Raw genomic sequence first — 26,382 nt, forward strand, 5'->3', positions numbered from 1 at the left:
GGAATTAGAAGGGTTACTTCACTCCCCAACGTTTTAAAAAGCTGTAAATCCGCAATTTCAAAGAGGGGTTTTGCAGAGAGGTAGGCATATAAAAACAACGCAGATCTTTTCCGACAAGAGCCATTTTTTTATATGCCCAGGGGAATCCTAAACCGTGCTTCGTTCTGTTGGACTGATCATCCAGCGCTGTGCTGTACATATCGAAACAGGTATGGTTTACCAAAATCAGTTTATTGAATCCGACCACCAAAGGCGAAACCTGCGGTGAATTCTTTAAGAACTCAATGGCCGCCTCAGTCACGCCCGGCCACTCGCTACGGAATGGGTCGTCAAGGATAATGATTCCATCCTCCCGAATAGCCTGGGCTGCTAACTCGAGGTCAGCCAGGGCTTCCTCAAATGAATGCCCTCCGTCCACGTGAAACATACGATAGCCAGCACCAATTTCCTGTACTGTCAACTCACTTGATAGTTTTTCAAAAATTTTGATTGAGTTATCTCCGATGTACCTGGCGCAGTTGGCAAGAAATTTTTGCTTGTCGCCGGAGCCCGAAAGCGATACGTTGTCACCCTGATTGCCAAAAAGGTCGCAGACCCGCAGTTGTTCGCTTCCGACCAAAAGATGGTAAAAAAACAGCGTGCTTTTGCCGTGATGTACTCCAACCTCAAAAAGATCGCCTTTAATTTGATTGTGTCTTTGCACAGTATCCAGCAGGGATATCAGCATTGCGGCTTCTTCCGCAAACCAGCCGTCAATCCGGCTTAACTCCCTGTATTTCTTCCTCGCAGTCTGTTGTTCCATTCGGTTCAGATTCGGGTCACCCGGTGAGCGTCACCGGTCAGTGTGGGGTTGATATCTGTGAGTCGGGTACAAAATTCGAAAAACGACTGCAAGCGGTACTGACTTTGCACTCGCTTATTGAGTTCCAAAAAAATCGGGTCTACCAAATTACCGAGTATGGTACTTAATTCTGCTTCACTGGTAATGGCATTCTGAGAGGCCAAATTAATCAAATGTCGGTCGTTCTGGTATTGGTGAATAAAATTGTATAGACTTAATCCTCTGGTTGTCTCATACCCAAAATCAAGTATAAAAGAGGGCGTCTCGGTAAAGCAGGCTTCCAATCCCATCGTAGTACCCAAGTGAAAAAAGGCCTGCGCAAAATGAATCTTCTCAAACTTCTCACGAATGGCGTTCTCAGCCACCGACAGGTCGGCGTTACGAAAATCTTCGTCAAAAATCAAGTTGGGAAGTTGGCGAATTTCATCGTAGAGCCTCCAATCCTTCATGACCGGATAGGGCCTGACAACGAGTGTCAGTTCGGGACGACATTCAGCCATTACTTCCGCGACGCGCCTGATAACTTCGACCTCCTGCCGCGCCAACTCCGGGATGCCCACTGCGCAGCCAAAGTAAATGTAGTCGAAGGGAAAAGAACGAGTGAGTGACTGTTCGCAGGCCAGAAATTCGTGAATATAGCAGAACTGACTTGCTCCAACTACCCGGATTTGGGACGGAGGCACCCCGTGAAGTTCAACCACATCTTCTTTGGTTCCCTCCGACCAGCACAGATATTCGACCCGTTTTGAGAACCGGGGATTCTTACAAGCGTGATCCCAGCTATATACATACACCTTTGCCGTCCTATTTTCTCTTAACAACCTAGCCAGCAGGTAATCATCTGCAATAGAGGTGTAGAGTATAAACTGATCAATATCATCCAGCTGGGTTTTGCTGCTGTATTGTAATTTATCTAAATAGTTATCGTAGGGCAGAATTTTGGGCAGCCGCTTTGTCCATCGAAGTATACGGAGGGCTTTGCCTTGCTGCGCCTTGGTTGCTGCGTTGGAGGCGAGGAAAAGCTGCATCAAATAGTAGTTGTTCTCACTCTTGGGTATCTGCTTGAATAACAAATATGCCCGCTCCCAGACCCGGTTCCAAGCCGTAACCTTCCGCTCCCGGATAATTCTAAATTCAACGCCAGCCGGCAAGTGGCTTTCGATAGCACTGACTTGCCCGGGGTTGCCCAGGACAACGACTTCATGCTGCTTGGCTACCTCCGCAATCACGCGCCTTACGTCGTTACGGAAGTCGAAGAAAGAAACTACGAACGCAATTTTCATAGGTTTTCCAGTATTTCCAGCCACTTGGGGGTCTGTATTTCTGCCTCGAAGTTATTTAAAACCCGCATACGTCCATTTTTTCCTGTTTGACGACGCAACTTCTTATCTTTAACAAAATGCATTATTCCTCGCGCTAAGCCTTCAGGGGTACGATCTTTAACGAGATATCCAGTTTTTGAATCAACCACCTCTCGTATCCCTCCCACATCCATGGCTACTACGGGCTTCTCGAAAAGCATAGCTTCCAATATCACCAATGGAAAGGCTTCTGTGCGTGAAGGGAGGACAAAAATATCTAGGTTTTGGTAGAAAGCGGCTGTTTGGGAAGAGGCCGGCTGTATATCAATGTAATCCGAAAGTCCTTTCGATTGGATCAGCTTTCGGATAGCAAGGAGGTAAGGAGTGTCTTGTTTTGGGGCACCTAGCCAACAGAGCTTCAAGGAACCGCCATAAGCTTCTAGTACCTTTACCATGGCTTCTATCAGCAGGTCAGGGCCTTTGAGGTAGTACAAATTTGCCACTACCCCTAGTACCACGGTATCCGGCAGCGGGGATCTTGCTGCTGGCGCTTTCGGGGAGTTGTTTACCAGTCGTTGCAGGTTGACCGGCCCGTGCAGTACCGTTATCTTTTCTGCCGGCACAGCGTAGGTATTCGAGTAGAAATTGGCCACGGCCTGGGCGCAGGCAATGATACGGCTACTCCGGTGTAGTACCTTGTATATCCAGGCTTCGGACAGGCGATTGACGACCTGAAATTCGAGCTCATGTGCGTGCAGGATCAGGGGCACCGACGACGAAACGGCAGCCCGCACGGCGGGAGTGTGGGTCATGGAATTGACGTACAGCAGCGCAGGCTTTTGACCCCTTATAACCCACCCGGCATATAACTGCTTTAGGTAACGATACAGCCTTGGGGATAGGCGAATTAATATTTTTTTGATTAAGGGATACTGTTCGATTGGAAAAATACACACAGACCCATACGCCTGAAAAGTAGCTAGGGCAGGCCCGCTTTCCTCAAAAAGAAATAAAAACTTTAAGGGAGATGCTTCGGTGGACCATTCATGCAGTAGGTTTAGCAGTACCTGGGCCGCTCCTCCTTGATTTGGCCTTGGGGATAATACCAGTACGTGCTTTTTGGATTTCATGACTGATAAATAGCCTCGTAGGCAGCAACGCACTGGTTCATGTCAAATTTTCGAAAGGCGTCTTCCGCTAATGTACTATGTTCCTGCAATAGCTTTTCTTCACGAGCGTACCTCAGCAGACAATCAGCGAGTTCCTCCACCGATATCCCCAAAGGATCATAGGTCAACAACTGACCAGCAAGCTGTCCGTCAGGAGTACTGATCATGTTTTTGACCTCTCCAATATCGGTACCTATGACCGGTTTGCCGCAGGCAAGGTATTCGATTACCGTATTGGGGTAGCTCTCGCTTTCGATGTACGAAGTAAATAGCCCCAAGTCGAACTGATTTACCCAATTAAGCACCTGGGCGGAGGCTCCCACAAACTGGATAAAATCCAGATGCCCGAATTTCTCCATAAGCCTTTCCTGGTATTCTCCCGCACCTACCAGCATCAATCGGCAATTGACGCCGGCGTTCCGAACCTGAATGGTAGCCATGATGGCTTCCTCCCATCCCTTACGCTCTACTGCTCTGGATACGAGTCCGAAAGTCATATCGTATTCTGAGGATTTTTTTAGTGGTAAAGAAGATGGTTTTTCAAATCCAAGCGGTATATAGAGAGGGGCGTTTTTCAGGGATACATTCTGTAAGGGAATCGCGTTTTTTGGGGTTAACAATACAATATGGTCAACTGCTTGAAATACCTTGTCATTGTTCCTTTCGAGCCGCTGAAGGAGCTGTTCGGTTTGGCGTTCCTTTCGGTTGTAGCATCCGTGCATGGATACTATAAATTTCTGTTTCCTGGGTTTTACCCAGAAGTAGTGTGCCACTGACCAATCGGCCAGAGAGAGGTGGCTGTTGATGGCATGAATGTTCTCCTCTCTACAAAACTTTTCAAGAAAATCACTTAGTTTTTTAGCCTTTATTTTCTTCCTTTCAAAAAGTACCTTCTCGTACCACGCCACATGGCGTTGGGTGAGGGTGTATAGGGTTTTGAACAAGATGGTTTGTCCCAGTGACAGTTTTTCCCTAAAATTCACAATCCGAACCTGCGGAAACACTCTTTCTGCCAAAAGATCTGATTGAACATCAGGACTTAACATCAAAAGAAAAACCCGGTGATTGCGTTCGGCCAGTTTATTGGCCAGCCTTACCGCAAACACCTCAGCACCCCCAATGAGCAGAGAAGGCAAAACCAGGAGTATATTCATGTTATTGATAGCTGAGTTAATTAATTAAATTTCCGCCCTCTTACACCGGAGGATGGGGGCACCCGTGCGGTCAGCGGTTAATAGAGTAAGTTGCCATGTGCAGTCAATGCATCCCAGAGGAGTCAGCCCGATAGCTGCCAACCCGCAGGGGTGAAGAAGTGAAATGCCTTCTTGTTTTCCTGTGATAACAATATTTTTATCAAATGTTAAACTGTTGATCCGAATAGTTAATCTATTATTGTTTTTCGGCAATTACTCCACAGAATGGAGAAAAAAAAGAACTGTCACTTTTAACATACTTCTTTAATCGAGGATGTATATGCTTTAAAAATTTCTCCTTTAATAGGATTTTATAACCTGTCACGTCACTATCAAACCACATATCGTAGTGGCCAAAGTATCCTTTATGAATTATTTTGAATCCGTTATCTTCTAACAGTTTAGCCCATTTATCTGGGTTCATAGCATTCAAATTATGTCTTTTTAAATTAGGCTTATCGAACAGTCGATGTAGAATATATTGTCCAAACCCACGAAAATTTGGTGTGGTCATAATTAAGGTGCCATTTTCGTTTAATATGGATGAATGTTTGAGAATAACTTCCTCATAATTTTTAAAATGTTCTATAAAACCAAAAGAACAAACAACATCATACTTAACATGATCATTTAATTGAAAAAAATCGTCGTTAATAATTTTATTGACTTTTATTTTCTGCTCAACTAACCACTTATTCAAGTTAATCATATTTGTTGTTAAATCAATCCCATTAACCTCCATATTCTGCTTGCCAAAGTGAACTAAATATGTTCCGGGATAGCATCCAACTTCAAATACTGTTTTATTTTGTAAGTTCCTTTGATTGAAATAATTTCTATAAAGCCAATCAGTTAATGAGTTATTACCAATATAGAAATCGATATCTCTATAACTTTCATCCCAATAATTCTGATCAACTAAATTTTTAGGCTCAGACATTAGTAGTTTAATTTATCTAATTTAACGTGAATTATAGACAATAATCCTCTTAGAAAACTCATTCTCCTTCCAGAAAAGTTTAGGATTAGCCAAAAACTAGCTAGGTAGCTGTTATAATTTAACAATAGTTAATCTATTAAAATCAGAATTCTACTGTTATGATTTTTCTTAATTCACGTTATTCAGGAATAATTTAAAATAACTTGGCATTTTCAGATTTTGCACATCAGAGGCCAGAGTCGCCTTGCGGTTGGCTGTTAATAATGAAGATAAGAAAATTAGCTCCTCGCCCTGGAGAAGCCGGCAGCTTTTGGCCTGTCCGAGCGAAAGAACTTTTCTTGACATATATTTCTATTAACGGTTGACCTCTTTGGTGTAATAAGCAACTCAATTATCCTTTAAACTTTGCTTATTTTTTAAGTGTACTTTTCCAGTTAATCATAGGACGAAAATAACCCAATAAACTACCCTTATAATCCTTGCGGATTAATTGACCATCCTGAATATCAACTAGAAGAATTTCTTTAATCAAATACGAATTTTGGTAACCGTATTCAAATATATTTAATGATATAAAATATGATCCTTGATTTAACATAAATCTAGGAATTTTACAAGAAGTCACATAACTTCCTTTTTCCAAATTTTTACCATAATAATTGGTTTCATTGTTACTTATTGTTTGAAAGATAATTTCACCACTTAAATTCCAAAACGAAATAGTAAAGCCAAGACCCTTATTAGCATTAATGATATCATATTTAATTTCAATATCAAAATCATGGTCGGTTGAAATAAGCCTTAATATTTTTTCATCGACATCAACAATTTGTATTGATTTTAAAATTAGCCAATCATAAATTCTGCCATTTTCATCATTCCATTGGTACTGATATTTTTTAGAAACATTATTATTCAAATAACTCTCTAATATATATTCCGTCTTACCATTTTCTGTAATTCGGCCATTCTGAAGAACGATACCTCTATTACAGAGTTTCCGTACCGCCTCCATATTGTGACTCACAAAAAGTACTGTCCGTCCATCGTTCTCGCTGACATCCTTCATCTTTCCTAGGCACTTTTTCTGAAACTCGGCGTCTCCCACGGCCAGTACTTCGTCCACAATCAAAATTTCGGGTTCTAGATGGGCGGCTACAGCGAAGGCCAGCCGTACGTACATCCCCGAAGAGTAGCGCTTCACGGGCGTGTCGAGGTAGCGCTCTACCCCAGCAAAGTCCACGATCTCGTCCAGCTTACTACGGATTTCCTCTTTCCTCATGCCCAGGATAGCGCCGTTAAGAAAGATATTCTCGCGTCCTGTTAATTCGGGATGAAAACCTGTACCTACTTCAAGCAGCGAGGCCATGCGCCCGCGTACGCGAATGCGTCCCGTAGTGGGCTTGGTCACCCGCGACAGGATTTTGAGCAGCGTCGATTTTCCGGCCCCGTTGCGCCCGATAATGCCCAGGATTTCGCCTTTTTTCACTTCGAAGGAAATGTCCTGCAAAGCCCACACAAAGTCGCTGGTACCTTGCGTGGTACGGTCGTTGGTTTGCCCTATTTTGCGGTAGGGATCTTCCTTGCCCCGCACTCCTGCCCACCAGCGCGTCAGGTCACGGCTGAGCGTGCCCGTCGAGATTTCGCCCAACTGGTATAGTTTGGAGAGCTTTTCAACTTTTATAGCAGTTTCAGACATTTTTGGCTTATAAACTATTAATAAACAGGCAACAAATCATATTTATCAGGTATCTATTGAGTTAAACCGTATCCATAAAAGTTTTCTCAACGCGATTGAACACTAAAATGCTCAATAACAAGCAAACTACCATGAAGATAAAGCTGTACGCGAGCCAGAGCCAGGAAAAGTACCCTTCTCCCAAAAATGAATATTTGAAAGCCTCCACGATGCTCGTGATCGGATTGGCCAGCAGCAGCAATCGGTACTTTTCCGGCACAATCGACAGCGGATATACGATTGGCGTCCCATACATCAGCAACTGAACGCCGAACTGGATCAGAAACCGTAAGTCGCGGTACTTTGTCGTCAACGACGAAATGAGCACCCCGAAACTGAATCCCAGGCCCGACATTAGCAAAACATACAACGGAAAAAGCAAAAGCGTTATGTTTGGATTAACGTCATTTTCCGGCTGAATCAGAAAATACATCCAGGCGACCAGGAATAACCCCAGCTGGATAAAAAACTTGAACAGATTTGAAATGACTACGGAAATGGGCGCAGCCAAACGGGGGAAATAGACCTTTCCGAAAAGATTTTGATTCAGAATGAAAGTGTCGGAGGTTTTCATCAGACATTCCTGGAAGTAGTTCCAGAGCGTGATGCCTGCCAGATAAAAGAGGATTTTGGGAATACCTCCAGTAGAAATACCCGCCACGTTACCGAAAATCACCACATAAGTGATGGTCGTCAGGATCGGCTGCACAAAAAACCAGATTGGCCCCAGGATAGTCTGCTTGTAGGTGGCCACGATATCACGCCGCACGAAAAGGGCAATCAGGTCGCGGTATTGCCAGATTTCGCGCCAGTTGAGGTCGAAGAAACCCGAAGCGGGCTCTATTTCGAGATCCCACGATTCACTATCGTCCGTTTGACTCATACTTCCCTCACTATCCTCTCCACAAATTCCCTGACACACCCTTCCCCGCCCTTCCTGAACATCACCATAATCCCCGGCACGGCCTTTACCGCATCCACGGCATCCATCGGACAAGCGGCTCGGCCCACTTTCTCAAGCAGCGGAATACAGTTCAAGTCGTCCCCGATGTAAGCCACTTCCTCGAGCGTGATGCCTTCTTTTTCGCAAATTTCCTCGGCAGCGGTCAGCTTGCCGCCATCGCGCTGTCCCTGATAGAGGTAGTCGGCCCCGACTTTGGCGGCGCGGCGGGCCACGATGGCGGTGTTTTCGCTGGTAACAATGCCCGTTTTGATACCCGCCTTTCGCAGCAGCTCGAATGCCATACCGTCACGGGTGTTGAAACGCTTCAATTCGTCGCCGTTTTCGGCGTAGTACATGCCGCCGTCGGTCAGGACACCGTCCACGTCGGTCAGAAAAAGTTTGATTTTTACCATGCTGTCCATCCTCCGTCAACGGTGAGTACTGAGCCCGTCATGTAGCTCGAGGCATTGGACGCCAGAAACGTAAACGGGCCGATGAGTTCTTCGCGGTCGCACATGCGCCCCAACGGAGATAATTTTGCAAAGTTTTCCAGAAAATCCGGGTCGTGGTCGTTCAGCACGCCATGCGGCACGATAGCGTTGCAGCGGATACCGTCCCGGGCGTAAAAAGTCGCCACGTAGCGGGTGAAATTGGGAATAAAAGACTTCGATGCAATGTAGTCCACGGGTTTGAACTGCTTTACCCCATCGCCAAAATCATATAAACCCTGGTTGGGCGCCACGAGCGAGTAGGTTGAGGCCACATTGATAATATTGCCGCCGCCCTGCGTTAACATCTGGCGGCATGCGGCCTGCGTCATCAACACAGTACCCGTCAGATTTACATCCACCGATTGTCGCAGCAGCTCGGCGGGATAATGCTCGAAGCGACTGGGATTGATTTCGGCGGCGTGGCTCTTGTCAAATTTGGCATCGATGGCGGCGCTGTTGATGAGTACATCTAATCGGCCAAATTTCTGTACAGTGCTTCGTATGGCCTCTTCGCAGCTTTCTTCCTGCGTAATGTCCAGATTTCGAAGCAAAAACTGATTGTCTGAATACTCAGTCGCCAGTTCGGCCCGGATGCCGGCTTGCTTACGCTCGTCGCGGTCGGCCAGCACCACAAGCGCACCCTGTTGCAGAAAGGCCTGCGCAAGTGTCAGCCCGATCAGCCCGTAGGCTCCCGTAAGCAGAATTACTTTATCGGCTACGGACAGGGATGGATGAATGGTGGGAGTCTTTTGTGTCAATATTTTCAGTACTAAAAAGCTAGGTACAAATCCTGAGAATCGTCTCTGATTCGGCCAGCGTGCGCAGTGCCGATTCCCCAAAGCTACCCTTATTTACGGTTTGTAAAAAATCGCGGATCTGATTTTCAAAGAGTTGATTACGATCGAAATTTTCCAACACTTGTGTGTCCGGTTCCTGTCCGGGACGGAGTACCGAGCAACTCGCTTTCAGGTAGTCGACCTCTACCGACCCTTCTTCAAACACAAACCGATACCAGCGCCGCGGTACTCTTTCGTGAAAATTGAGATGGCAGTGGGCCGTGATACCATTTTGGTAGCGCAGAGAAACATCCGCGCCCGACTCTACATTGATTTCCAGTCCCGAACGGTAGTTTTTCAATGTATTCCAGCAGACTACCTGTTTGCCAGCCAGCCAGTTGGCCAAATCAAGATCGTGACTGAGGGTGAGTGCTACCCCACCCCCGAGTTCGCGGCGGGCCGCATAGGAGTCGCGGTAGTCTTCCCACGGATGCCAGTCAGGCAGGTACTCGCCCCAGTAGGTCTGCATACTGAGAAAGTACCCTAACTCATTACTTTCAATCCATTTTTTGAGTTTCTGAAAAAATGGATGATAACGCAGCATGTAGGCGACCTGGATGTAAGTTTGATGCTCGTTCAATGCATCTTTCAACTCTTGAAAATTTTCCAGCGAATGAGCAAGCGGTTTTTCCACCAGAACCGGAATGCCTCGCCGGACGCACCAGAGTGTTTGGAACATATGCTGCGCCGTGGGGGTGCAGATGATGGCGGCTTTGAAGGCAATATCATCCAGAGAGGATAAATCGGTAACAATACGGAGCCCAGCGGAATCTAGTGTGCGCAGCGGCAGATTACGCTGACGGTACACCCACAAGTTAGTGTAGCCCAGTTTTTGTAAAATACCCAAATGCCGCTCCCCGATGGAACCGGCTCCGAAAACTAGAATTGGGCTGTTCGTTGCAATCATGGTGCGAATTTTACACAATCATGGCCTTCAATGTAGGCTTCGGCTCGCTGAAAGCTGAAAATATCGTCAATGTCGATGGCCTGATCCCGGCTCACTACATAAGGAAGTACCTTTTTGCCCGACATGCTTTTCTGTTCCAAAACTACCCTGGGCCGAATGACATCGAGTGTACCGATTTGCCAGTATATCGTGGGTAGTTGCTGCCTTGGTTGGTTATAGGGATCGGCTACACCGTCCAAAGTAAGTAACGGCTGCATGGGAGTATCTTCCGATTCGATTCGCCACATTTTGTAAGGCGTGAGTGGCGAGGGCGTCACGATGCGCAGACTGTCAGCGTTTTCGTCGTCAGCCAATTTGGCCAGGCAGGCCTCGATGTCGGCGATGTACCTGATGGGTGAGGTAGGACGCAACTGCACCACCAGGTCGGGGGAGTAGTTGTCGTTTTCCCGAAGCCAGGTTAAAGCGTGCTCAAAAACATCAATATCAAGACTGGAATCGGTAGCGTAAGCCGCCGGACGCAGAAAAGGTACTTCAGCCCCGTACCGAAGGGCGATGTCGGCGATTTCTTCCGAGTCGGTCGAGACAATGACGCGGGAAATTCCGGGTGTATCCAGCGCGGCCTTGATACTATAGGCAATCAGTGGATGCCCGGCCAGCGGCAGGATATTCTTGCCGGGCAGCCCCTTACTGCCTCCACGGGCGGGAATAATGGCGAGGATGTTTTTTTTCAAAGTGGCAAAGCAACAGAGACAAAAACCCTGTGAGTCTTGAATTTTTCTTATCCGGAAAAACCAAAAATACGCAAATGTTGCTTAGCTTACCCGTGTCTGGAAGCATTCAACGATTTCGATTTTGACGACGATATTCCTACTTTTAGGTTCGAACCTGGGCGACCGGGAGACCATCATGCAGACCGCCATTGCCCGCATCGGTGAGCGCGTCGGTGAAGTAATGCGAGCCTCGGCACTTTACGAAACGGCTCCCTGGGGCGGCATCGAACAGCCTGCTTTCCTGAATCAGGTTTTAGAAATAGGTACTTCTCTTGCCCCGGAGGAGGTACTTCGGCTTATTCTGGAACTGGAACACGAAGCGGGCCGCATCCGCTATGAGCGTTGGGGAGCGCGGCACCTGGATGTCGATATTTTGTATTTTGGCCAAAAAATCATGGACACGCCCCGTCTCACCGTTCCGCACCCGCGCCTGCACGAGCGCCGGTTTACCCTGATACCCCTGGCTGAAATCGCCCCGGATTTTGTGCACCCGGTTTTAAATATAACCAATAGAAAACTATTAGAAATTTGTCAGGACGAAGAACCGGTAGCGCTTTTCCGTTCCGTATAAAAGTCATCCAATCATCCACTTACTCATTCAAAATTGAAAACAATTCGTTGGGGTATTCTCGCTCCGGGCCATATCGCCCATAAATTCGCTCAGGACCTCGCCCGCGTCGAAGGGGCAAAACTCATGGCTGTTGCCTCACGTGACCTGGATCGTGCTAAAGAATTTGCCGAAAAATATGACGCACCCTACGCCTACGGCAACTACGCCGAATTGGCCGACTGCCCCGAACTCGACGTGGTGTACGTCGCCTCGCCGCACGTGGGCCACCACGCCCACACGCTGCTTTGCCTGAATGCGGGCCTGGCTGTGTTGTGTGAAAAGCCCTTCGGCATGAACCTCGGCCAGGTTGAGGAAATGATCCAGGCGGCACAAAATAAGAAGGTATTCTTAATGGAAGCGATGTGGAGCCGTTTCATGCCCACAACATTGAAGACCCAGGCACTGATTCGGGAGGGGGTTATCGGCAAAGTATTGGGCGTGCGCGCCGATTTTGGCTTTAAGGCAATAAAAGACCCCCGCAAGCGGCTTTTCAATAAAGAACTGGGTGGCGGCGCCCTGCTTGATATCGGGATTTATCCGCTTTTTTGGTCGTATGCCATACTGGGCATGCCAAAGACAATCAAGGCATCGGCACTTTTCAGCGACACAGGCGTAGACGCGTCCACGGGCATGGTGCTGACCTACGACGCCGATGCCTTCGCTTTCCTAGACTGCACCCTCCTCGCCCGCACCGACTGCGAGGCCATTGTCTACGGTGAGCTGGGCTGCATCCGTGTCCATAGCCGCTGGCACAACAGCCAGGCCCTCACACTTGAACTACTCGATGCTGAACCTGAGCGCTTCGACTTCGAGCGCGAGGCTCACGGCTATAACTACGAAATCGAGTCCGTCGGCCATGCACTCAGCGCGGGCCTGACCGAAAATCCCGACTGGTCGCATCGGGATAGCGTCAACCTGATGACCTTACTTGATAAAGTGCGCCAGGAAATCGGATTGAATTACGATATATAACTTTGAGAAAAATGGAAATTGATTATCAAATAGACCAAAATATTGCCATCATTTCGTGGAACATGACCACTTCCGCGATGAACGTTATTAACGATACTTCCCTGCCGGAATTCGGCGCTGCCCTAGAAAAAGCTTTCGATGATGCGGCGGTAAAAGGTATCATAGTTACTTCCGCCAGGCCGGAGTTTATTGCCGGGGCAGATCTGAAAATGATCCTGCGCAACCAGGATCAGGCCCCGAAAGAAATGCTGGAAGTCTCGATGGGGTTAAACCGACTTTTCCGCCGGATGGAAATTAACGGCAAGCCCATCGTCGCGGCCATCAACGGCACCGTGCTGGGCGGCGGCTATGAGGTCTGCCTGGCTTGCCACCACCGTATCGCGCTGGACAATCCGAAAACTAAAATCGGTCTGCCCGAAGTGAAGCTAGGCTTATTGCCGGGTGGTGGGGGTACCCAGCGGCTGCCGCGCATGATCGGCATTCAGGCTGCTTTGCCGCTAATGCTGGAAGGCCGAGCCGTATCACCCCGCGAAGCGCTGGAAATCGGAATGGTAGATGAAATAGCGGATTCCCGCGAGGAAATGATCCAGGCCGCCAAGGACTGGATTCTGGCCAATCCGGCACCACTCAAACCCTGGGATGAAGCTAGTGAAAAGACGGGTAGTATTATTGCGAAGGATAACTACGAAGTACCCGGTGGCGGACCGCAAAGCAATGCCGGGGCGCAAGTCGTTGCGGCGAGCCGGGCAGCGGTACTGGCTAAAACGCACGGCAACTACCCCGCGCCGCTGGCTATTTTAGCCTGCGTAGAGGAGGGCTTAGCGGTCGACATGGATCAGGCCATCGAAATCGAGGCTGATTACTTCGTGCAGGTAGCCCGATCCAAGGTAGCGGGCAATCTGATTCGCACCATGTTTCTGGGGCTTAACAAAGCCAACAAAGGGGCGAGTCGTCCGCCGGGAATCGACAAAACGGAGGTCAAAAAGCTGGGTATCCTGGGCGCGGGGCTGATGGGAGCCGGAATCGCCTACGTATCGGCACTGGCGGGCATCGAGGTAGTTTTGAAGGATGTAAGCCCGGAAGCCGCCGAAAAGGGCAAGGTATATTCCAGAAAACTACTCGACAAGGCCATTAGTCGCGGTAACATGGATGAAGCGAAAGCGGCAGCTATTCTGGATTTCATTCAACCTACCGCCGAAAATGCTGATTTACTAGGCTGCGACCTGATCATCGAGGCGGTTTTCGAGAACCGTGAGGTCAAGGCGCAAGTCATCGGCGAGGCCGAGCCAATGTTGGCCGCCAACGGCGTTTTCGGGTCGAATACCTCGACGCTACCTATCACTGGCCTGGCGGCTTTGTCGAAGAACCCCGGAAACTTCGTCGGCATCCATTTCTTTTCTCCGGTGGACAAGATGCAGTTGGTGGAGTTGATTGTGGGTGAAAAAACGAGCGACTACGCGCTGGCGGTGGCCATCGACTACGTGCGCAAAATCCGAAAAACACCCATTGTTGTCAACGACTCGCGCGGTTTCTACACTTCCCGTTGCTTCATTTCTTATGCTTCGGAAGGAATGGAACTACTGAAAGACGGCGTCGATCCGGTTCTGATCGAAGAGGCCGCAAGGCAAGCCGGGATGCCCGTCGGTCCGCTGGCAGTTACGGATGAGGTGGCCCTGGATTTAGTCTATAAAATTGCCTCTCAATCAATCGCCGACGGCGCCTCGACCGAATCCGATACCAGTTATCAGGTAAGTAAGAAGTTTGTGGAACTGGGGCGCATGGGCAAGAAATCCAGAGCTGGATTTTATGAATATCCCGAAAACGACACCAAGTACCCCTGGCCTGGCCTGGCGGATATTTTTCCGCTGGCCGACGCGCAGCCAGACATTGAGGAAGTCAAAAAACGATTATTATACCGCCAGGCGCTGGAAGCCCTGCGCTGTTATGAAGAAGGCGTCATTCGCACGAAGCTAGATGCTGACCTAGGCTCCATCCTGGCCTGGGGCTTCCCTGCTTACACGGGCGGTACATTGTCTTTCTTTGATTTTGTGGGGACAGAGGAATTTGTGAAAGAATGCGGTCGGCTGGCCGAAGCCTATGGCGAGCGGTTTGTGGCACCAGCTTCCGACATGTTACAATAAGCCTGTGGCAAAACGGCCGATCCACTAGTGCACCAGCCTGACCGCACCACAAAAAATACCGGAAATCAGGTATTGGGTAAGAGTGAAAATGGCCTCTACTTTGCAACGTGCAAGCCTTACAACGCTGGCACCTCCCAGAGATGAACACCATATTGCCACTCCCTCATCTCCACTTCAAGCACCACTTGCCCTTTCCCGTCCAGGACGTCTTGCGCCTGGACGGAAAGCGCAATTATACAGTCTTTTCTCTTACGGACGGCACTCAGTTTCTCTCTTCCCGAAGTCTGGGAATCTACGAAACTATTTTCCCTGAATCATTCCTCCGCATTCACAAAAGCTGCATCATCAACCGGGATTTTTTACAAAACCTTAAAGACGACGAACACATAGCCGTGCTGACCGATGGCAGCGAGGTAAGCGTATCACGCCGTCGCTGGGCAGAAGTGAAGCAAATCCTGACGGACTGACTTTTCCAACTTTTTGTCTGTAGTGGGTAGTGCGGCCTGTTTACCTCAAAAAAGACAAGCTGACTCGTAAGTGGTTATTGTCCGGCACTGGCCCGCCTCTCGGGACGGAAGTACCCGTAGATCAACAACACCAACGAGATAAGACCCAGCACGAAGCCCGCAACGACATCCGTGAACCAATGGTCGCCGAGATAAACGCGGGAAAAAGGTACCGAAAGGATGAGGAGCAGGCTGAAGCTGCCCACCGTCCACCGGATGAGCGATGGAATCTGACGAAGCCGGAATAACAGAAAGATCAGGAAACCAAAAAAGGCCACGTAGAACGTAGTGTGCCCGCTGGGGAAACTCTGATTCTCTGCTTTACTTACAATCCGCACCAAATCTTCGGTGGGCCGGGGGCGGTTGACCAGCACTTTTATGCCAAAGGCCACAACGGAAGACAGCATCGTCAGCATCATAAATAAGGCTTCACGGCGAAAACGCATTAGCAGAAACGCCAGTGCCGTGCCCACAGCCATAGAAATGGCTACCCACCGAGTTCCGAACCAACTCACGAATTTCATGAGCATATCGAGCAGAGGGGAATGGTCTTCCTGTAATTCCTCCGAAAATTCAAGGTCGATGAATGTCGTGGGCAGTAAAGCCACAAAGGCGGTCAGCAGCAGAAAGAGCAGGGCAAGTCCCGAAACAATGTAAATAGCCTTTTTACGACTATTCAGAAAATCCAGGTACTCCAGGTACTTAAGAATGTTCATCAGTTTTAACATCCCTGTCCGTAGTAAGCGTTCTCGCCGTGCTTGCGCTCGAAGTGCTTCCGGCGCAACGTGTCTTTCAGCACCGCCGTATCGGCGTTGATCTGTAATGTCAAATGCGCCATGCGGGCGACTTCTTCCAGCACGGCGGCGTTATACACCGACTTGGCCGCATCTTTCCCCCACACAAAGGGGCCGTGGTTTTGTAAAAGTACCATCTCTACTTCCCGATGCGAAATCCCTTTTTCCCGGAAGCAGCCGATAATCTGGTGACCCGTTTCGTGTTCGTAGTCTCCCTGAATCATTTCGTCGGTCAGCACCGGAGCGCAGGGGATGTCGTGGTGGGTATGGTCGGCGTGAGTGGTGCCAAATATGGGAATGTCACGCCCCGCCTGCGCCCAGGCCACGGCATAGGTGCTGTGCGTGTGCGTGATTCCCCCGATGTCGGCCCAGGTTTTGTACAACAAGGCGTGGGTTTTGGTATCGGAAGAGGGGCGCATTTTACCCGACACGACCCGAGCGTCATAATCAACGATAACGATATCATCCGGCTTCAGATCGTCATAAGCCACTCCGCTGGGCTTGATTGCAAAAACCGCCCGGTCGCGGTCTACAGCACTCACATTGCCAAAGGTGAACAGCACCAAACCAAGCTTGGGCAGCTGCATATTGGCTTCGTAAGCTTCTTCCTGGATAGTTTTATACATAAAAATATAAGCCGATGTGTCTACCGATTGTCCGAGAGAATCCTTTCGATTGGCTCAAGATTGTGGTGTCTGCAGTTGGTCTTGGAATGATTTTTTAAGACTTCAGGCAGTAGGAAAGGTTGGCAAAAGAGCCTTTCGCCAGAACCCGATTTCTTTGAACCAGACCCAAAACTAATGGAATTGACCATAAAAGACCCAAAAGACGGGCAAGAAATGAAACTGGATGTAGAACCCGAGATGTACGGCGATGAGCAGGGATTACGAGTGATTTTTCCCGAAAAAGATTCGTTCGTGATGGTATACCGCAATGAAGCGTGGGAAGTAGTGGACGAAGAGTTCGTCAATCCTGAGCTGGTGGAAATCATCGGGAAGGGCCTGCACCCAAGGGCACATTACGTTTCCAATTCTAATCCCACCTGATTTTATCATATATCCCACCCTGCGAAAGCCCGTAAACGATTGTTTGCGGGCTTTCTGATTCTTGAAAACTCTCACCCGTCCATCATCAATCAAAAATGCCTGACTACAATGAAAATCCCGACATCGTCCTGATTGGCGCAGGGATCATGAGTGCCACCCTCGGGATGCTGCTGAAAGAACTCGACCCCTCGCTGACCATCGAAATCATCGAGCGCCTCGACCACGCCGCCGCCGAAAGCTCCGACGCCTGGAACAACGCCGGAACGGGTCACTCGGCTTTTTGTGAGCTCAACTACACGCCGCAACGGCCCGACGGCTCGGTAGATATCACTAAGGCCATCAGGATTGCAGAATCCTTCGAGCAGTCGCGGCAATTCTGGGCGTTTCTTACCCAGCACGAGTTCGTAGAATTGCCCAATACTTTTATCCGTTCCATTCCTCACATGAGTTTCGTCTGGGGCGGTGACAATGTCGAGTTCCTAAAAAAGCGTTTCGAGGCCATGCAGCAGTCGGTGCTGTTCCAGGAAATGCAATACTCCGAAGATCACCAGCAACTCGTTGACTGGATGCCGCTGATTATGCAGGGCCGTGATCCGGCCCAAAAGGTCGCGGCAACCTACATGCCGCTCGGCACCGATGTGAACTTCGGCGCCCTGACCCGCGCCATGTTTCATTGCCTGAGAGAGATGGAGGGCGTCACCCTGCATTTTAATGAGGAGGTCCATGACCTGGATCGCGCGGCGAACCGTCGGGAGAAAGACAAACGATGGAAAGTGAGCGTCAGGAACCGCGATACGCGCGAGCGGCGGAAAATCTACGCCAAATTCGTTTTCATCGGAGCGGGCGGCGGTTCGCTGCCCTTGCTTCTAAAATCCGGCATACCCGAAGGACGCGGCTACGGCGGCTTCCCGGTGAGCGGACAGTGGCTGCGCTGCACCAATCCCGACGTCATCGCCCGGCACCACGCCAAAGTGTACGGCAAAGCCGAGGTTGGTTCGCCGCCCATGTCAGTACCCCACCTCGACAGCCGGATGATCAAAGGCAAGCAGGAACTACTCTTCGGTCCGTACGCTGGTTTTTCTACCAAGTTTTTGAAAAAAGGGTCTTTCTTCGACCTGCCTTTTTCGGTCAACCTCAGGAACATCCGCCCCATGATCGCGGCCGGGCTGCATAATATTCCTTTAACAAAGTACCTCATCGAGCAAGTACGACAGTCGCCCGATGAGCGGCTGGATGCCCTGGAAAAGTACTACCCCGAAGCCAAACTTGACGATTGGGAACTCGAGATAGCCGGGCAGCGCGTGCAGGTCATCAAGCACGACGAAGAGGAGGGTGGCATTCTGGAATTCGGCACCGAGGTGGTCAGCTCCGCCGACGGCAGCCTTGCCGCCCTGCTGGGAGCGTCGCCGGGAGCTTCTACAGCGGTGTCTATCATGCTGGGTTTGCTGGAACGCTGCTTTCCCGAGCAATTACGTACCGAAGCCTGGCAGCAAAAGTTGAGGGAAATGATTCCTTCCTACGGGCAGTCGTTGGGCGATGACCCGGCGCTATGCCGGGAAGTGCGAAAAATGACGAGTAAAGTACTTGATTTAGCAGAAGCAGAACAATTCAGTTAATCGGCCCGCTTTTCTAAACTACCCCATATGTTCACTATTGCCATTCATGGAGGTTCCTGCTGGATTGATCCATCGGAAATTACTGATAGTCAGAGAACAGTCTATTTCAACGTCCTGAAAGAAGCACTGAATATGGGCTACGCTATTCTGGCCAATGGAGGCACTTCGCTGGATGCGGTGGAAAAAGCCGTTGCGACGCTGGAAGACAACCCGCTCTTCAACGCCGGGCGGGGATCAGCCTTTAACCACGACGGGTTTCACGAAATGGATGCTGCTCTCATGTGCGGCCATACGCTGCGAGCGGGCGCCATGGCCGGCGTCAGGAACGTCCGCAACCCCATTCAGGCAGCCCGAGCCGTTATGGAGAAGACCCAAAACGTCCTGCTCACGGGATCAGGTGCTGAAACGTTCGCCCGCGAGCAAGGCATTCTTTTTGAGGATGATCCTTACTTTTATAATCATGATCGCTACCAGGAGCTCCTGAAAGCCCAAGAACAAATGCCCGCCCGGAATGTTGGTAAAGGAACGGTGGGGGCCGTAGCTCTTGACCGAGCGGGGCACCTGGCAGCCGCCACTTCTACGGGCGGCTTTCCCAACAAACACTACGGCCGCGTAGGCGACAGTCCTATTATTGGCAGTGGTACTTACGCCAACGACCGCGCCTGTGCGGTGTCCTGCACGGGCGACGGCGAGTACTTTTTGCGGGCCGTCGCGGCCTATGATGTGTTTTGCTTAATAGATTACAAAGGATTATCATTGCGAGAGGCCTGCGCCACCGTCATTCATGACAAAATCGGAAAGGCAGGTGGAAAGGGTGGGATGATCGCCGTGGACTGCCATGGCAACGCTGAGCTTGTTTTTAACTGCGATGTGCTGTTCCGGGCCTGGAAAAACGAACGAGGCGAAGGCGAAACTGCAATACTATGATCAACATGACCCGATATATTTTATTCTTCAACCTGCTGCTTTGCTACGGATGCCAATCGCAGGATGCCACCCCTCCGGCAGCAGAGAGCGAACGGCTTCCCTTTGCGGAACGCACGGCTATCTACCCGGTCGATGGCGCACCGCAGCACGTATCGATGCCTCCCCTTCCCGATACGCTCACTTTCGCGGGCGAGCGCGTGCCGCTGGACCGCGACGACGTGCGGGAAGGTCTCGAACGCGAACTCGTGGTGAACACCTTCGGGCATTCGCGCACCATTTTTATCATGAAAAACATTGAACGCTGGCGACCTTTGATCGAGAAGACGCTGCGCGACAATGACGTCCCGACCGACTTCATCTACCTGGCCGTGGCCGAAAGCGAGTTCGAAAACACAGCGCAATCGCCCGCCGGAGCAGTGGGAATGTGGCAATTCATGGCCCCCACGGCCCGCGACTACGGTCTGCATATCGATGCTGACGTGGATATGCGCCGCGACCCCAAGCTAGCCACCGAAGCCGCCGCCCGCTACCTCAAATGGGCCCAAGTGCGCCTCAAGAGCTGGCCGCTGGTCGCGACTTCCTACAACAAAGGGCTGACGGGTACACAGAATGTGCTGAAGTACCAGCAGACGGATAATTTCTGGGACTTGTACCTAAATAGTGAGACCGCCCGCTATTTCTACCGCATCCTTTCCTTTAAGGTTATTCTGGAAAACCCGGAGGCATACGGCTACTTCCTTAATCCCGAAGAACAGTATAGCCCCCATCAATTCAAGATGGTAAAGGTGGAGCGCGACACGGACCTCATCGCTTTTGCCAAAGAAAATAATACTACTTACCGGGAGTTAAGAAGACTCAATCCCTGGTTCAATAACACGACAGACTACCGCCTGCGGGTACCTGCCAATTTCAGCTACGAGATAAGGGTACCTGAACGGGAGACAAAAGCGAAATGAAAGCCGCCGGCCCTATTTATTGTCTTCGTCCCCAGTGGCCAGCAGACGGACAGGTGGGGTGTAAACATTATTTTCCATGGCCCACAGAAGTACTTCCGAATATCTGGGATCATGGTTCTGCGGGGGAACCAGGGGTCTGCGATGATCCTGCTCCCATTGATGGAAGGTACTTAGATTCTCCTGATTGAAAGCCTCTATCGCCTGTATGTTATTCGCATAGCTTAATCCCCAAATAAGCAGCATCGAAGAAGCAAGGGCTTTTACGGGCAAATTCTTATTCTGGCGCTTCTGCAAATCCGCGTAGATCAATACTAAAAAGACGGGGATAAGGGTCGAGAAGTACATATAACGAGGAGCAATTCCCCCGGCAGCTTTGGTTTCAAATCTGCCGAAAGCGATCAGCAGCGCGGTAAGTAGGGTTAATGTCAATAAGCTGTAGAGGAGCGGGTTTTTGTGTAGATAACCGTTGACAAGCAGTCTGACCCACACAAACAGCACGCCCAACCCAACCACCGCACAAAGCACAATATTGGCATAAGACCACAGTTTGACGGAGGGGTTGACATACAGAAAACTACCCAGAAAAGTGAACAGCAGCTTACCCATCCACACCGGATTGAACGCCGGCCGCACCGTGGAGGGCCCCTGAAAATTCAGCCAAAAAAGCATGATTACGATGGCACTGAAGCCCGTCCAGACGAGGAGGCGTTTGCGTTGCCTTTGTCCCCACAGTAGTAGAAAGCCCGCAGGCAGTACGACTATCCCGTTCCCGAAAGAAAGTACCGCTAAGGTAGCAGCCACTATCCCGCCAGCAAACCAGGCACTGCCGCTATTCAGGGAAACATGCAGGAAGTAAAGGCTCAGAATGGCAAAGAAGAAAACAGTGTAATACTGAATTCCGCCCCAATAATATAGGGTCACCTGCCAAAATGAAAGGTTGAAGAAAAAAATAGTGGTAGGCAGGAGCAGCACCAACAACGGAAGCTTTTGCTGCCTGATGATCTGCAAAACCAGAGCATATCCGCCGAGCAAGAAAATATTTTGATACCATACCAACGCGGTAAAGTTAAGGTGCCCCGCAAAATTATAAGCCAATGCCGCCGAAAGTCTGGATAGTACGATATAATGTTCATTGTGAGGAATGAACAAAGCCGTAATTTGGTCAAATATGCCTACGTCGCTGACACACTGCATCTGAATAAAAGAGAGGGTGGCCGCGAAATCGTCACGAGAAGGGATGTTGACCACAAAATGGTGGACCGTCAGGAAAAATGCGGCGAAGATGAGTGCACTAATTAGCAGAGGGAGCTTTTTAGTCATGTCACGGGGAGTTTTTCTAACGAGGCCGTAACGATTTTTCAAAAAATCATTACGAGGTTACTACAATGATAACAATATCTCGGCAATTGCTATGGGGATGTCCGTCAGGATTCAACGACGAGCCTTTTTCCCTCATAGTATTTCACCTGCCAATCTATCAATCGAGCCAGGAAAAGGTAAGGGATAGCTTAATGCTGAGAAAACGGAAAAGGACGGTTAATTCGCCACCGGATAGTGGAGTGTACCGCTGACACAGGGAGTAAGGAGTATCCGATTCGTAGTTTGTTCTGAACGTCGAGGCCCAGGCTGGCAAACTTTTTGATTAATGCTTCCAATCCCTGGGAGGTAGGCTCCGTAGATAGGGCAATAGCCTTGCGAGCCCACCCTGCGAATGGGTGTGTTTTTGTCTTTTGGTTCCCTGACTATTTGGTAGATTTTATCGCGCTTGACGCTGTTTTCAGTGTAGTAATCACTGTAAAACAGCTTTGCCTGCGGATCTACAGCATGGGCGTACTCGAATCCCTTACCAATGTAATCTTCCCCAATTTTTTCATAGAATTTTGAGAGATCATGCTGTCAAATTGCTGCACGATTAAATCAGCTTCGGACCCGGTCAGATTTCTTGGCGCTACGGCCACACTAACAGGAAAATAGTTTCCGTAAGCCACTTTCAGCGAAGGCGGGACCTACTGCTTTGCTCCCGAAAACATGAGGCTGCAAACAACAAGCAGTACCCCGATAATTATTTTCAATAAGTGGCGTTTAACTATTTTTAAACCCGTCAGACACACATTGGGAAATACTCATTTAGCCATGCGCTCATACTCCAGCAACTTACTGGCCCACGGTATGAAGTGCTGAAAATTGGGCGCATCGGTATGGCCGCCGTCGTGCTGCCGCCAGGCTAGTTCGCCGTCTAGTAGCCCGGTAAGTACCGGGGGCATTCGCTCGGTGTTGTAGTCATTGCTTACGCCCAGGTCTTTGGCACCAAGTAGTTTGAACACTTCACCAGCGGCCACCGTGGCCTCATAACTACCTGTCTGATCGAGCCACTTGGCATCCCCTTTTTCGGGAATTCCGTAGCTGATGAACGTAGGGCGAGGAGCCGCCAGGGCAATCAATTCGTGCGAATCGACGGGTAGGTCGCAACCCGTTTTTTCGCCAAATTTGGCTTCGGCGGCGGCATATTTGAGGTAGTTACCCGCCATCCAATGGTACTCCCCACTGCCAGCCAGACTTTCGACGGCCTCCCCAAACACCCGGCGCTGCAAGGTGGCCCCGCCCTTACCCGACGAGCCGATCAGTCCCAGCGCAAAACGCTGATCGAAGGCCATCGCCACCAGTGCCGCTTTTCCGTAACGCGATACGCCTTCTATGCCTACCTGTTTGGCATTGACCTGCGGCTCGGTTTCGAGGTAGTCCAGGGCACGGGAGGCACCCCACGCCCAGGCTCGCAAAGCACCCCAGTCTTCGGGGCTACGCGGCTGGCCTTTGTTGACAAGCCCAATGATGCCCCGCGTCAGGCCCGCCCCGTTATCCGCCTGAATGCTGTTGGGCTCGATGGTGCAGTAGCCCCAGCCTGCGGCGAGCAGTTGCTCGGTGGGTGGCGAGTCTCCGTTGGGCGGCGGCGCAAAAAAGCTGGGACCGGCTAGCCTGGTGATGGGCAGGTAAGCCGGGTACTTTTCAAAAATGGCCTTCATTTCCGGATCCTGTTTGATCATCATTTCCTTGAAGGCGATGTTGATTTTTTCAAGATCAGGCAAAGAGGGCTGAGCCGGAGACGGGAGGGACGGAAAGCCGAGCATCATCATCACCGGAACGGGCCCCTTAACGTTTTGCGGTAGTACCACCACCATATTGATGTTGACATTGACCAGGGGGTACGCGCTATTGTCCACCTCACCGATCATATGTTTGGCAATGACCGGAATGCGGCCCACGAATTCATTGTCCGTTACTTTTACCTTCCAGTTTACTTTGGGCGTATTCTCAGGTACCCGGCCGTACATTTCCCGTTCAAAATCTTCGACAATTTCGGGACGGCGTTGCTTCCACCATTGTTCCGGTGTGGTCACTTTTTTACCGCTTTTGGTGGTAAGAACCTCGGGTAGTTGCGGACAGGGATTGGCCGTCGCTTCGTCGTAGTTGGCGTGGTTAGGGGCATTCTCATTCCCACTTGGGCCGGGCCGGAGTTTTTTGATACCTAGCTGCTGCATCATCTGGGCCTGATCCTCAGCGGCCGTAAAGGTGTGCAGCCGGGGGTACTTGCTGCTGTCGATGGCAGCTTGCTGGGCAGTGGCCTCAAATGAAAGTACCGCCCACAGGACGAGCGTCAGGAATCGGCACATAGGCTTCATTTATCTGGTAGTTTAGGAATGCATTCACTGATCAGTCCGAAACGGGGAAGCCGGTAGCCCCTCTTTGTTGTAGAGGTTTGGGTTCACCGGATTATCCGCCCAGGCGTACCGCACGTACTTCGGGTTAGGTACTTCGTCGCTCTGCACGAGTACTTTGCCGTTTTCTATAGTCGCCTTTGCCCACACGAAATTCTTGTCGGTGCCCGCAATCGCGAAATCGCTCAGGGGCTCGCCGTCGTTGGTTATCAGCCCGCTGCCTGTATTGGTAAAGTTGATCACGATTTTATCGCCTTCTACCGTGGCCGATTGAAACAACGGCCCGGAATGCACCAGGTTTTCTCCGTAAGCAGTCTTCATAGCAGCCAAAGCCAGCCGATCGCCCACGCCTTTTTTATTGTCGGGGTGGATGTCGTTCCACTCGCCCAGGTCGATGGCTACGACCATGGCCGTGTTGGGTTCCGACAAAGCCTTGAATTGCGACTCCCGGAGGACGGCCCAGTTGCTTTCGGAAGGCAGGTAGTTGTATTCCATAAATCCGGGCAGCTGCACATACAGGAAGGGTAGTGTTCCCTGATTCCATTTAGCCCGCCAGTCTTTAATCAACGCCGTTTGAAGATCGGCGTATTCCTCCGGCCTCCCGGCGTTGCTTTCGCCCTGGTACCAGCAGAAACCCTTGATCGTGTAGTTGATTTCCGGGGCCACCATGGCATTGTACAGAGCCGTCGGCTGATTCTGGGCAGTGATGCCACCGCCAGACTCACCCTTGGTCGGGCGATAGATGCTTCCCACTTTGTACTGCCAGGTACCTTTCAGATCCACCGTATCGGCACCGGCAAAAATGCAATAGGGCTTGTCGGGCACAAAACCGCCTTTTCCTCCCATATTAGTCACCCGTACCACGAATGTATTCTTGCCGGGTTTCAGTACACCGGAGGGTACTTTATAGCGGCGCTGGGGATACTGGTAGGTCGTCCTGCCTACCGACTGGCCGTTGATATACAATTCGTCGGCATCGACGATTCTTCCCAGAAAAACTTTGGCGTCCTTGCCCGTCATGGCCGCCGGAATGTCGATTTCCCGGCGGTACCACACTACACCGTTTAAGTCCTTGATTCCCTGATCTTCCCAGAAGCCGGGAATATTGATCAGACGCCAGCCCTTGGGAGAATACGAAGTCTCATACCATTTCGGGGTACTTTCCAGGCCAAAATCCACTGGTGGCGCGGGACGGGCGGCGGTCGAGGGAGGGCGTCGATTGAGGCTATTTACGTAGGTCGTGTCTTTATTTTTTTCTATCGTGGATTGCAGGATGGCAAAGTCTTTCAATCCCTCTTCGCTGGTCCACGCTTCGATGGGAGTACCTCCTACACTGGCGTTGATGATGCCAACAGGTACCTTATATTTCTCATGAATTTTTTTGGCAAAGAAGTAGGCTACCGCCGAAAAAGGCCGTACGTCTTCGCCCACGGCGGCTTTCCATTGGCCCTGAGAAAGATCCTTTTGCGGGCCCTGCAGGTTGGTTTGGTTAGGTATCAGAAACTGCCGGATCTGCGGGTAGTTGGCGTCCGCAATTTCTTTGGCGTACGTCACATCGTGAATATTCAGTTGGTGCACCATATTACTCTGGCCGCTGCAAAACCAGACATCTCCCAGCAGAATGTCTTTAATCATCAGCTGCGTTTTGCCCTCGATTTCCATCGTATAAGGTCCCCCGGCTGGCGCGGGAGGCAAGGCTACCTGCCAGTTTCCCTTCGCATCGGTCGTCGTTTTGTAGCGTTTATTCTGGAATCGCACCGTAACTTTTTCGCCCGGACTTGCCCATCCCCATATGTTTAATTTAGCATCGCGCTGCAGCACCATGCCGTCGCTGATCAATTTGGGTAAACGGGGCTGCGCCTGAGCGGTCAGACTCAGCATACCTAGCAGTAAAAATAAGGCGGCTTTTTTCATCGGGATGGAAGGTAATACCTGCGTATAAACAGGCTAAATTCATATTTTCGGCCTAGAA

25 protein-coding genes are annotated in these 26,382 nt (G+C 50.2%); 8 read left to right on the top strand and 17 right to left on the bottom strand.

Features of this window, described 5'->3' with window-relative positions:
* Positions 1–13: 13 nt before the first annotated feature.
* The 11 genes from IE117_RS21730 to IE117_RS21780 form a co-directional block, all read right to left on the bottom strand.
* Positions 14–802 carry a class I SAM-dependent methyltransferase gene (locus IE117_RS21730; RefSeq protein WP_189567202.1) on the bottom strand — a complete coding sequence of 263 codons (789 nt, stop codon included), beginning with the start codon at positions 800–802 and terminating at the stop codon, positions 14–16.
* A gap of 5 nt (positions 803–807) precedes the next feature.
* Entirely contained in the window at positions 808–2,124 is a 1,317-nt protein-coding gene (locus IE117_RS21735; RefSeq protein WP_189567204.1) for a hypothetical protein, read from the bottom strand.
* The gene (locus IE117_RS21740; protein WP_189567206.1) at positions 2,121–3,272 is read right to left on the bottom strand and encodes a glycosyltransferase family 4 protein; all 1,152 of its coding nucleotides are present in this window, start codon (positions 3,270–3,272) and stop codon (positions 2,121–2,123) included. The genes IE117_RS21735 and IE117_RS21740 overlap by 4 nt, the downstream gene beginning before the upstream one ends.
* Positions 3,269–4,465, bottom strand: a complete 1,197-nt coding sequence (locus tag IE117_RS21745; protein ID WP_189567208.1) for a glycosyltransferase family 4 protein — start codon at positions 4,463–4,465, stop codon at positions 3,269–3,271. Before IE117_RS21745 ends, IE117_RS21740 begins: the two co-directional genes overlap by 4 nt.
* A 235-nt stretch (positions 4,466–4,700) precedes the next feature.
* Positions 4,701–5,444 carry a class I SAM-dependent methyltransferase gene (locus tag IE117_RS21750; RefSeq protein ID WP_189567210.1) on the bottom strand — a complete coding sequence of 248 codons (744 nt, stop codon included), beginning with the start codon at positions 5,442–5,444 and terminating at the stop codon, positions 4,701–4,703.
* 409 nt (positions 5,445–5,853) lie between these two features.
* Complete coding sequence (locus IE117_RS21755) at positions 5,854–7,143, bottom strand: ABC transporter ATP-binding protein (RefSeq protein WP_189567212.1); 1,290 nt, start codon at positions 7,141–7,143, stop codon at positions 5,854–5,856.
* 61 nt (positions 7,144–7,204) lie between these two features.
* The gene (locus IE117_RS21760; protein ID WP_189567214.1) at positions 7,205–8,065 is read right to left on the bottom strand and encodes an ABC transporter permease; all 861 of its coding nucleotides are present in this window, start codon (positions 8,063–8,065) and stop codon (positions 7,205–7,207) included.
* The gene (locus IE117_RS21765; RefSeq protein WP_189567223.1) at positions 8,062–8,538 is read right to left on the bottom strand and encodes a KdsC family phosphatase; all 477 of its coding nucleotides are present in this window, start codon (positions 8,536–8,538) and stop codon (positions 8,062–8,064) included. Before IE117_RS21765 ends, IE117_RS21760 begins: the two co-directional genes overlap by 4 nt.
* Positions 8,532–9,374, bottom strand: a complete 843-nt coding sequence (locus IE117_RS21770) for an SDR family oxidoreductase (RefSeq protein ID WP_189567225.1) — start codon at positions 9,372–9,374, stop codon at positions 8,532–8,534. Before IE117_RS21770 ends, IE117_RS21765 begins: the two co-directional genes overlap by 7 nt.
* Before the next feature lie 19 nt (positions 9,375–9,393).
* Entirely contained in the window at positions 9,394–10,359 is a 966-nt protein-coding gene (locus IE117_RS21775; protein ID WP_189567227.1) for a Gfo/Idh/MocA family protein, read from the bottom strand.
* Positions 10,356–11,090 carry an acylneuraminate cytidylyltransferase family protein gene (locus IE117_RS21780; protein ID WP_229581282.1) on the bottom strand — a complete coding sequence of 245 codons (735 nt, stop codon included), beginning with the start codon at positions 11,088–11,090 and terminating at the stop codon, positions 10,356–10,358. Before IE117_RS21780 ends, IE117_RS21775 begins: the two co-directional genes overlap by 4 nt.
* Positions 11,091–11,211: 121 nt before the next feature.
* On the opposite strand from IE117_RS21780, the gene folK reads away from it, so the two are divergent.
* From folK to IE117_RS21800, 4 genes are all read left to right on the top strand, one after another.
* A complete protein-coding gene (gene folK / locus IE117_RS21785) occupies positions 11,212–11,700 on the top strand; it encodes a 2-amino-4-hydroxy-6-hydroxymethyldihydropteridine diphosphokinase (RefSeq protein ID WP_189567229.1) in 489 nt (162 codons plus the stop codon).
* A 33-nt stretch (positions 11,701–11,733) separates the two neighbouring features.
* Positions 11,734–12,711, top strand: coding sequence for a Gfo/Idh/MocA family protein (locus IE117_RS21790; protein WP_189567230.1), 978 nt, complete (start codon positions 11,734–11,736; stop codon positions 12,709–12,711).
* An 11-nt stretch (positions 12,712–12,722) separates the two neighbouring features.
* A complete protein-coding gene (locus IE117_RS21795) occupies positions 12,723–14,852 on the top strand; it encodes a 3-hydroxyacyl-CoA dehydrogenase NAD-binding domain-containing protein (protein WP_189567232.1) in 2,130 nt (709 codons plus the stop codon).
* Between the two features lie 140 nt (positions 14,853–14,992).
* On the top strand, positions 14,993–15,319 hold the full coding sequence (locus tag IE117_RS21800; RefSeq protein ID WP_189567234.1) for a LytR/AlgR family response regulator transcription factor: 327 nt from the start codon (positions 14,993–14,995) through the stop codon (positions 15,317–15,319).
* 74 nt (positions 15,320–15,393) lie between these two features.
* On the opposite strand, the gene IE117_RS21805 is transcribed toward IE117_RS21800, so the two are convergent.
* Positions 15,394–16,074, bottom strand: coding sequence for a phosphatase PAP2 family protein (locus IE117_RS21805; RefSeq protein WP_189567236.1), 681 nt, complete (start codon positions 16,072–16,074; stop codon positions 15,394–15,396).
* A 5-nt stretch (positions 16,075–16,079) separates the two neighbouring features.
* Positions 16,080–16,778: an L-ribulose-5-phosphate 4-epimerase gene (locus tag IE117_RS21810; protein ID WP_189567238.1), complete on the bottom strand. Its 699-nt coding sequence runs from the start codon at positions 16,776–16,778 to the stop codon at positions 16,080–16,082.
* Positions 16,779–16,952: 174 nt separating this feature from the next.
* On the opposite strand from IE117_RS21810, the gene IE117_RS21815 reads away from it, so the two are divergent.
* The 4 genes from IE117_RS21815 (at position 16,953) to IE117_RS21830 (ending at position 20,697) form a co-directional block, all read left to right on the top strand.
* The gene (locus IE117_RS21815) at positions 16,953–17,198 is read left to right on the top strand and encodes a hypothetical protein (RefSeq protein ID WP_189567240.1); all 246 of its coding nucleotides are present in this window, start codon (positions 16,953–16,955) and stop codon (positions 17,196–17,198) included.
* A 95-nt stretch (positions 17,199–17,293) separates the two neighbouring features.
* Positions 17,294–18,814 carry a malate:quinone oxidoreductase gene (locus IE117_RS21820; RefSeq protein WP_189567242.1) on the top strand — a complete coding sequence of 507 codons (1,521 nt, stop codon included), beginning with the start codon at positions 17,294–17,296 and terminating at the stop codon, positions 18,812–18,814.
* A 27-nt stretch (positions 18,815–18,841) separates the two neighbouring features.
* On the top strand, positions 18,842–19,741 hold the full coding sequence (locus IE117_RS21825; RefSeq protein WP_189567244.1) for an isoaspartyl peptidase/L-asparaginase family protein: 900 nt from the start codon (positions 18,842–18,844) through the stop codon (positions 19,739–19,741).
* A 5-nt stretch (positions 19,742–19,746) separates the two neighbouring features.
* Entirely contained in the window at positions 19,747–20,697 is a 951-nt protein-coding gene (locus tag IE117_RS21830) for a lytic transglycosylase domain-containing protein (protein WP_189567594.1), read from the top strand.
* A gap of 12 nt (positions 20,698–20,709) precedes the next feature.
* Here the strand turns inward: IE117_RS21830 and IE117_RS21835 are convergent, their stop codons facing one another.
* The 4 genes from IE117_RS21835 to IE117_RS21850 all read right to left on the bottom strand — a co-directional run bounded on the left by IE117_RS21835 (position 20,710) and on the right by IE117_RS21850 (position 26,324).
* Entirely contained in the window at positions 20,710–22,017 is a 1,308-nt protein-coding gene (locus tag IE117_RS21835) for a hypothetical protein (protein ID WP_189567246.1), read from the bottom strand.
* A 216-nt stretch (positions 22,018–22,233) separates the two neighbouring features.
* Positions 22,234–22,563, bottom strand: a complete 330-nt coding sequence (locus tag IE117_RS26295; protein ID WP_308439298.1) for an endo-1,4-beta-xylanase — start codon at positions 22,561–22,563, stop codon at positions 22,234–22,236.
* 257 nt (positions 22,564–22,820) lie between these two features.
* Positions 22,821–24,365, bottom strand: coding sequence for a glucuronyl esterase domain-containing protein (locus IE117_RS21845; RefSeq protein ID WP_189567595.1), 1,545 nt, complete (start codon positions 24,363–24,365; stop codon positions 22,821–22,823).
* 33 nt (positions 24,366–24,398) lie between these two features.
* Positions 24,399–26,324, bottom strand: a complete 1,926-nt coding sequence (locus IE117_RS21850) for a sialate O-acetylesterase (RefSeq protein ID WP_189567248.1) — start codon at positions 26,322–26,324, stop codon at positions 24,399–24,401.
* Positions 26,325–26,382: the final 58 nt, after the last annotated feature.

Source organism: Persicitalea jodogahamensis (assembly GCF_014651615.1).
In the GTDB taxonomy this organism is placed as follows: domain Bacteria; phylum Bacteroidota; class Bacteroidia; order Cytophagales; family Spirosomataceae; genus Persicitalea; species Persicitalea jodogahamensis.

Excerpts from the sequence above, each read along its gene's own strand:
- IE117_RS21765 (WP_189567223.1), bottom strand. The coding sequence starts at position 8,538 with ATGGTAAAAATCAAACTTTTTCTGACCGACGTGGACGGTGTCCTGACC.
- IE117_RS21800 (WP_189567234.1), top strand. The coding sequence starts at position 14,993 with ATGAACACCATATTGCCACTCCCTCATCTCCACTTCAAGCACCACTTG.
- IE117_RS21805 (WP_189567236.1), bottom strand. The coding sequence starts at position 16,074 with ATGAACATTCTTAAGTACCTGGAGTACCTGGATTTTCTGAATAGTCGT.
- IE117_RS21850 (WP_189567248.1), bottom strand. The coding sequence starts at position 26,324 with ATGAAAAAAGCCGCCTTATTTTTACTGCTAGGTATGCTGAGTCTGACC.
- IE117_RS21730 (WP_189567202.1), bottom strand. The coding sequence starts at position 802 with ATGGAACAACAGACTGCGAGGAAGAAATACAGGGAGTTAAGCCGGATT.
- IE117_RS21845 (WP_189567595.1), bottom strand. The coding sequence starts at position 24,365 with ATGTGCCGATTCCTGACGCTCGTCCTGTGGGCGGTACTTTCATTTGAG.
- IE117_RS21835 (WP_189567246.1), bottom strand. The coding sequence starts at position 22,017 with ATGACTAAAAAGCTCCCTCTGCTAATTAGTGCACTCATCTTCGCCGCA.
- IE117_RS21740 (WP_189567206.1), bottom strand. The coding sequence starts at position 3,272 with ATGAAATCCAAAAAGCACGTACTGGTATTATCCCCAAGGCCAAATCAA.
- IE117_RS21795 (WP_189567232.1), top strand. The coding sequence starts at position 12,723 with ATGGAAATTGATTATCAAATAGACCAAAATATTGCCATCATTTCGTGG.
- IE117_RS21825 (WP_189567244.1), top strand. The coding sequence starts at position 18,842 with ATGTTCACTATTGCCATTCATGGAGGTTCCTGCTGGATTGATCCATCG.
- IE117_RS21760 (WP_189567214.1), bottom strand. The coding sequence starts at position 8,065 with ATGAGTCAAACGGACGATAGTGAATCGTGGGATCTCGAAATAGAGCCC.
- IE117_RS21745 (WP_189567208.1), bottom strand. The coding sequence starts at position 4,465 with ATGAATATACTCCTGGTTTTGCCTTCTCTGCTCATTGGGGGTGCTGAG.
- IE117_RS21820 (WP_189567242.1), top strand. The coding sequence starts at position 17,294 with ATGCCTGACTACAATGAAAATCCCGACATCGTCCTGATTGGCGCAGGG.
- IE117_RS21815 (WP_189567240.1), top strand. The coding sequence starts at position 16,953 with ATGGAATTGACCATAAAAGACCCAAAAGACGGGCAAGAAATGAAACTG.
- IE117_RS21755 (WP_189567212.1), bottom strand. The coding sequence starts at position 7,143 with ATGTCTGAAACTGCTATAAAAGTTGAAAAGCTCTCCAAACTATACCAG.
- IE117_RS21830 (WP_189567594.1), top strand. The coding sequence starts at position 19,747 with ATGACCCGATATATTTTATTCTTCAACCTGCTGCTTTGCTACGGATGC.
- IE117_RS21810 (WP_189567238.1), bottom strand. The coding sequence starts at position 16,778 with ATGTATAAAACTATCCAGGAAGAAGCTTACGAAGCCAATATGCAGCTG.
- IE117_RS21775 (WP_189567227.1), bottom strand. The coding sequence starts at position 10,359 with ATGATTGCAACGAACAGCCCAATTCTAGTTTTCGGAGCCGGTTCCATC.
- IE117_RS21750 (WP_189567210.1), bottom strand. The coding sequence starts at position 5,444 with ATGTCTGAGCCTAAAAATTTAGTTGATCAGAATTATTGGGATGAAAGT.
- IE117_RS21735 (WP_189567204.1), bottom strand. The coding sequence starts at position 2,124 with ATGAAAATTGCGTTCGTAGTTTCTTTCTTCGACTTCCGTAACGACGTA.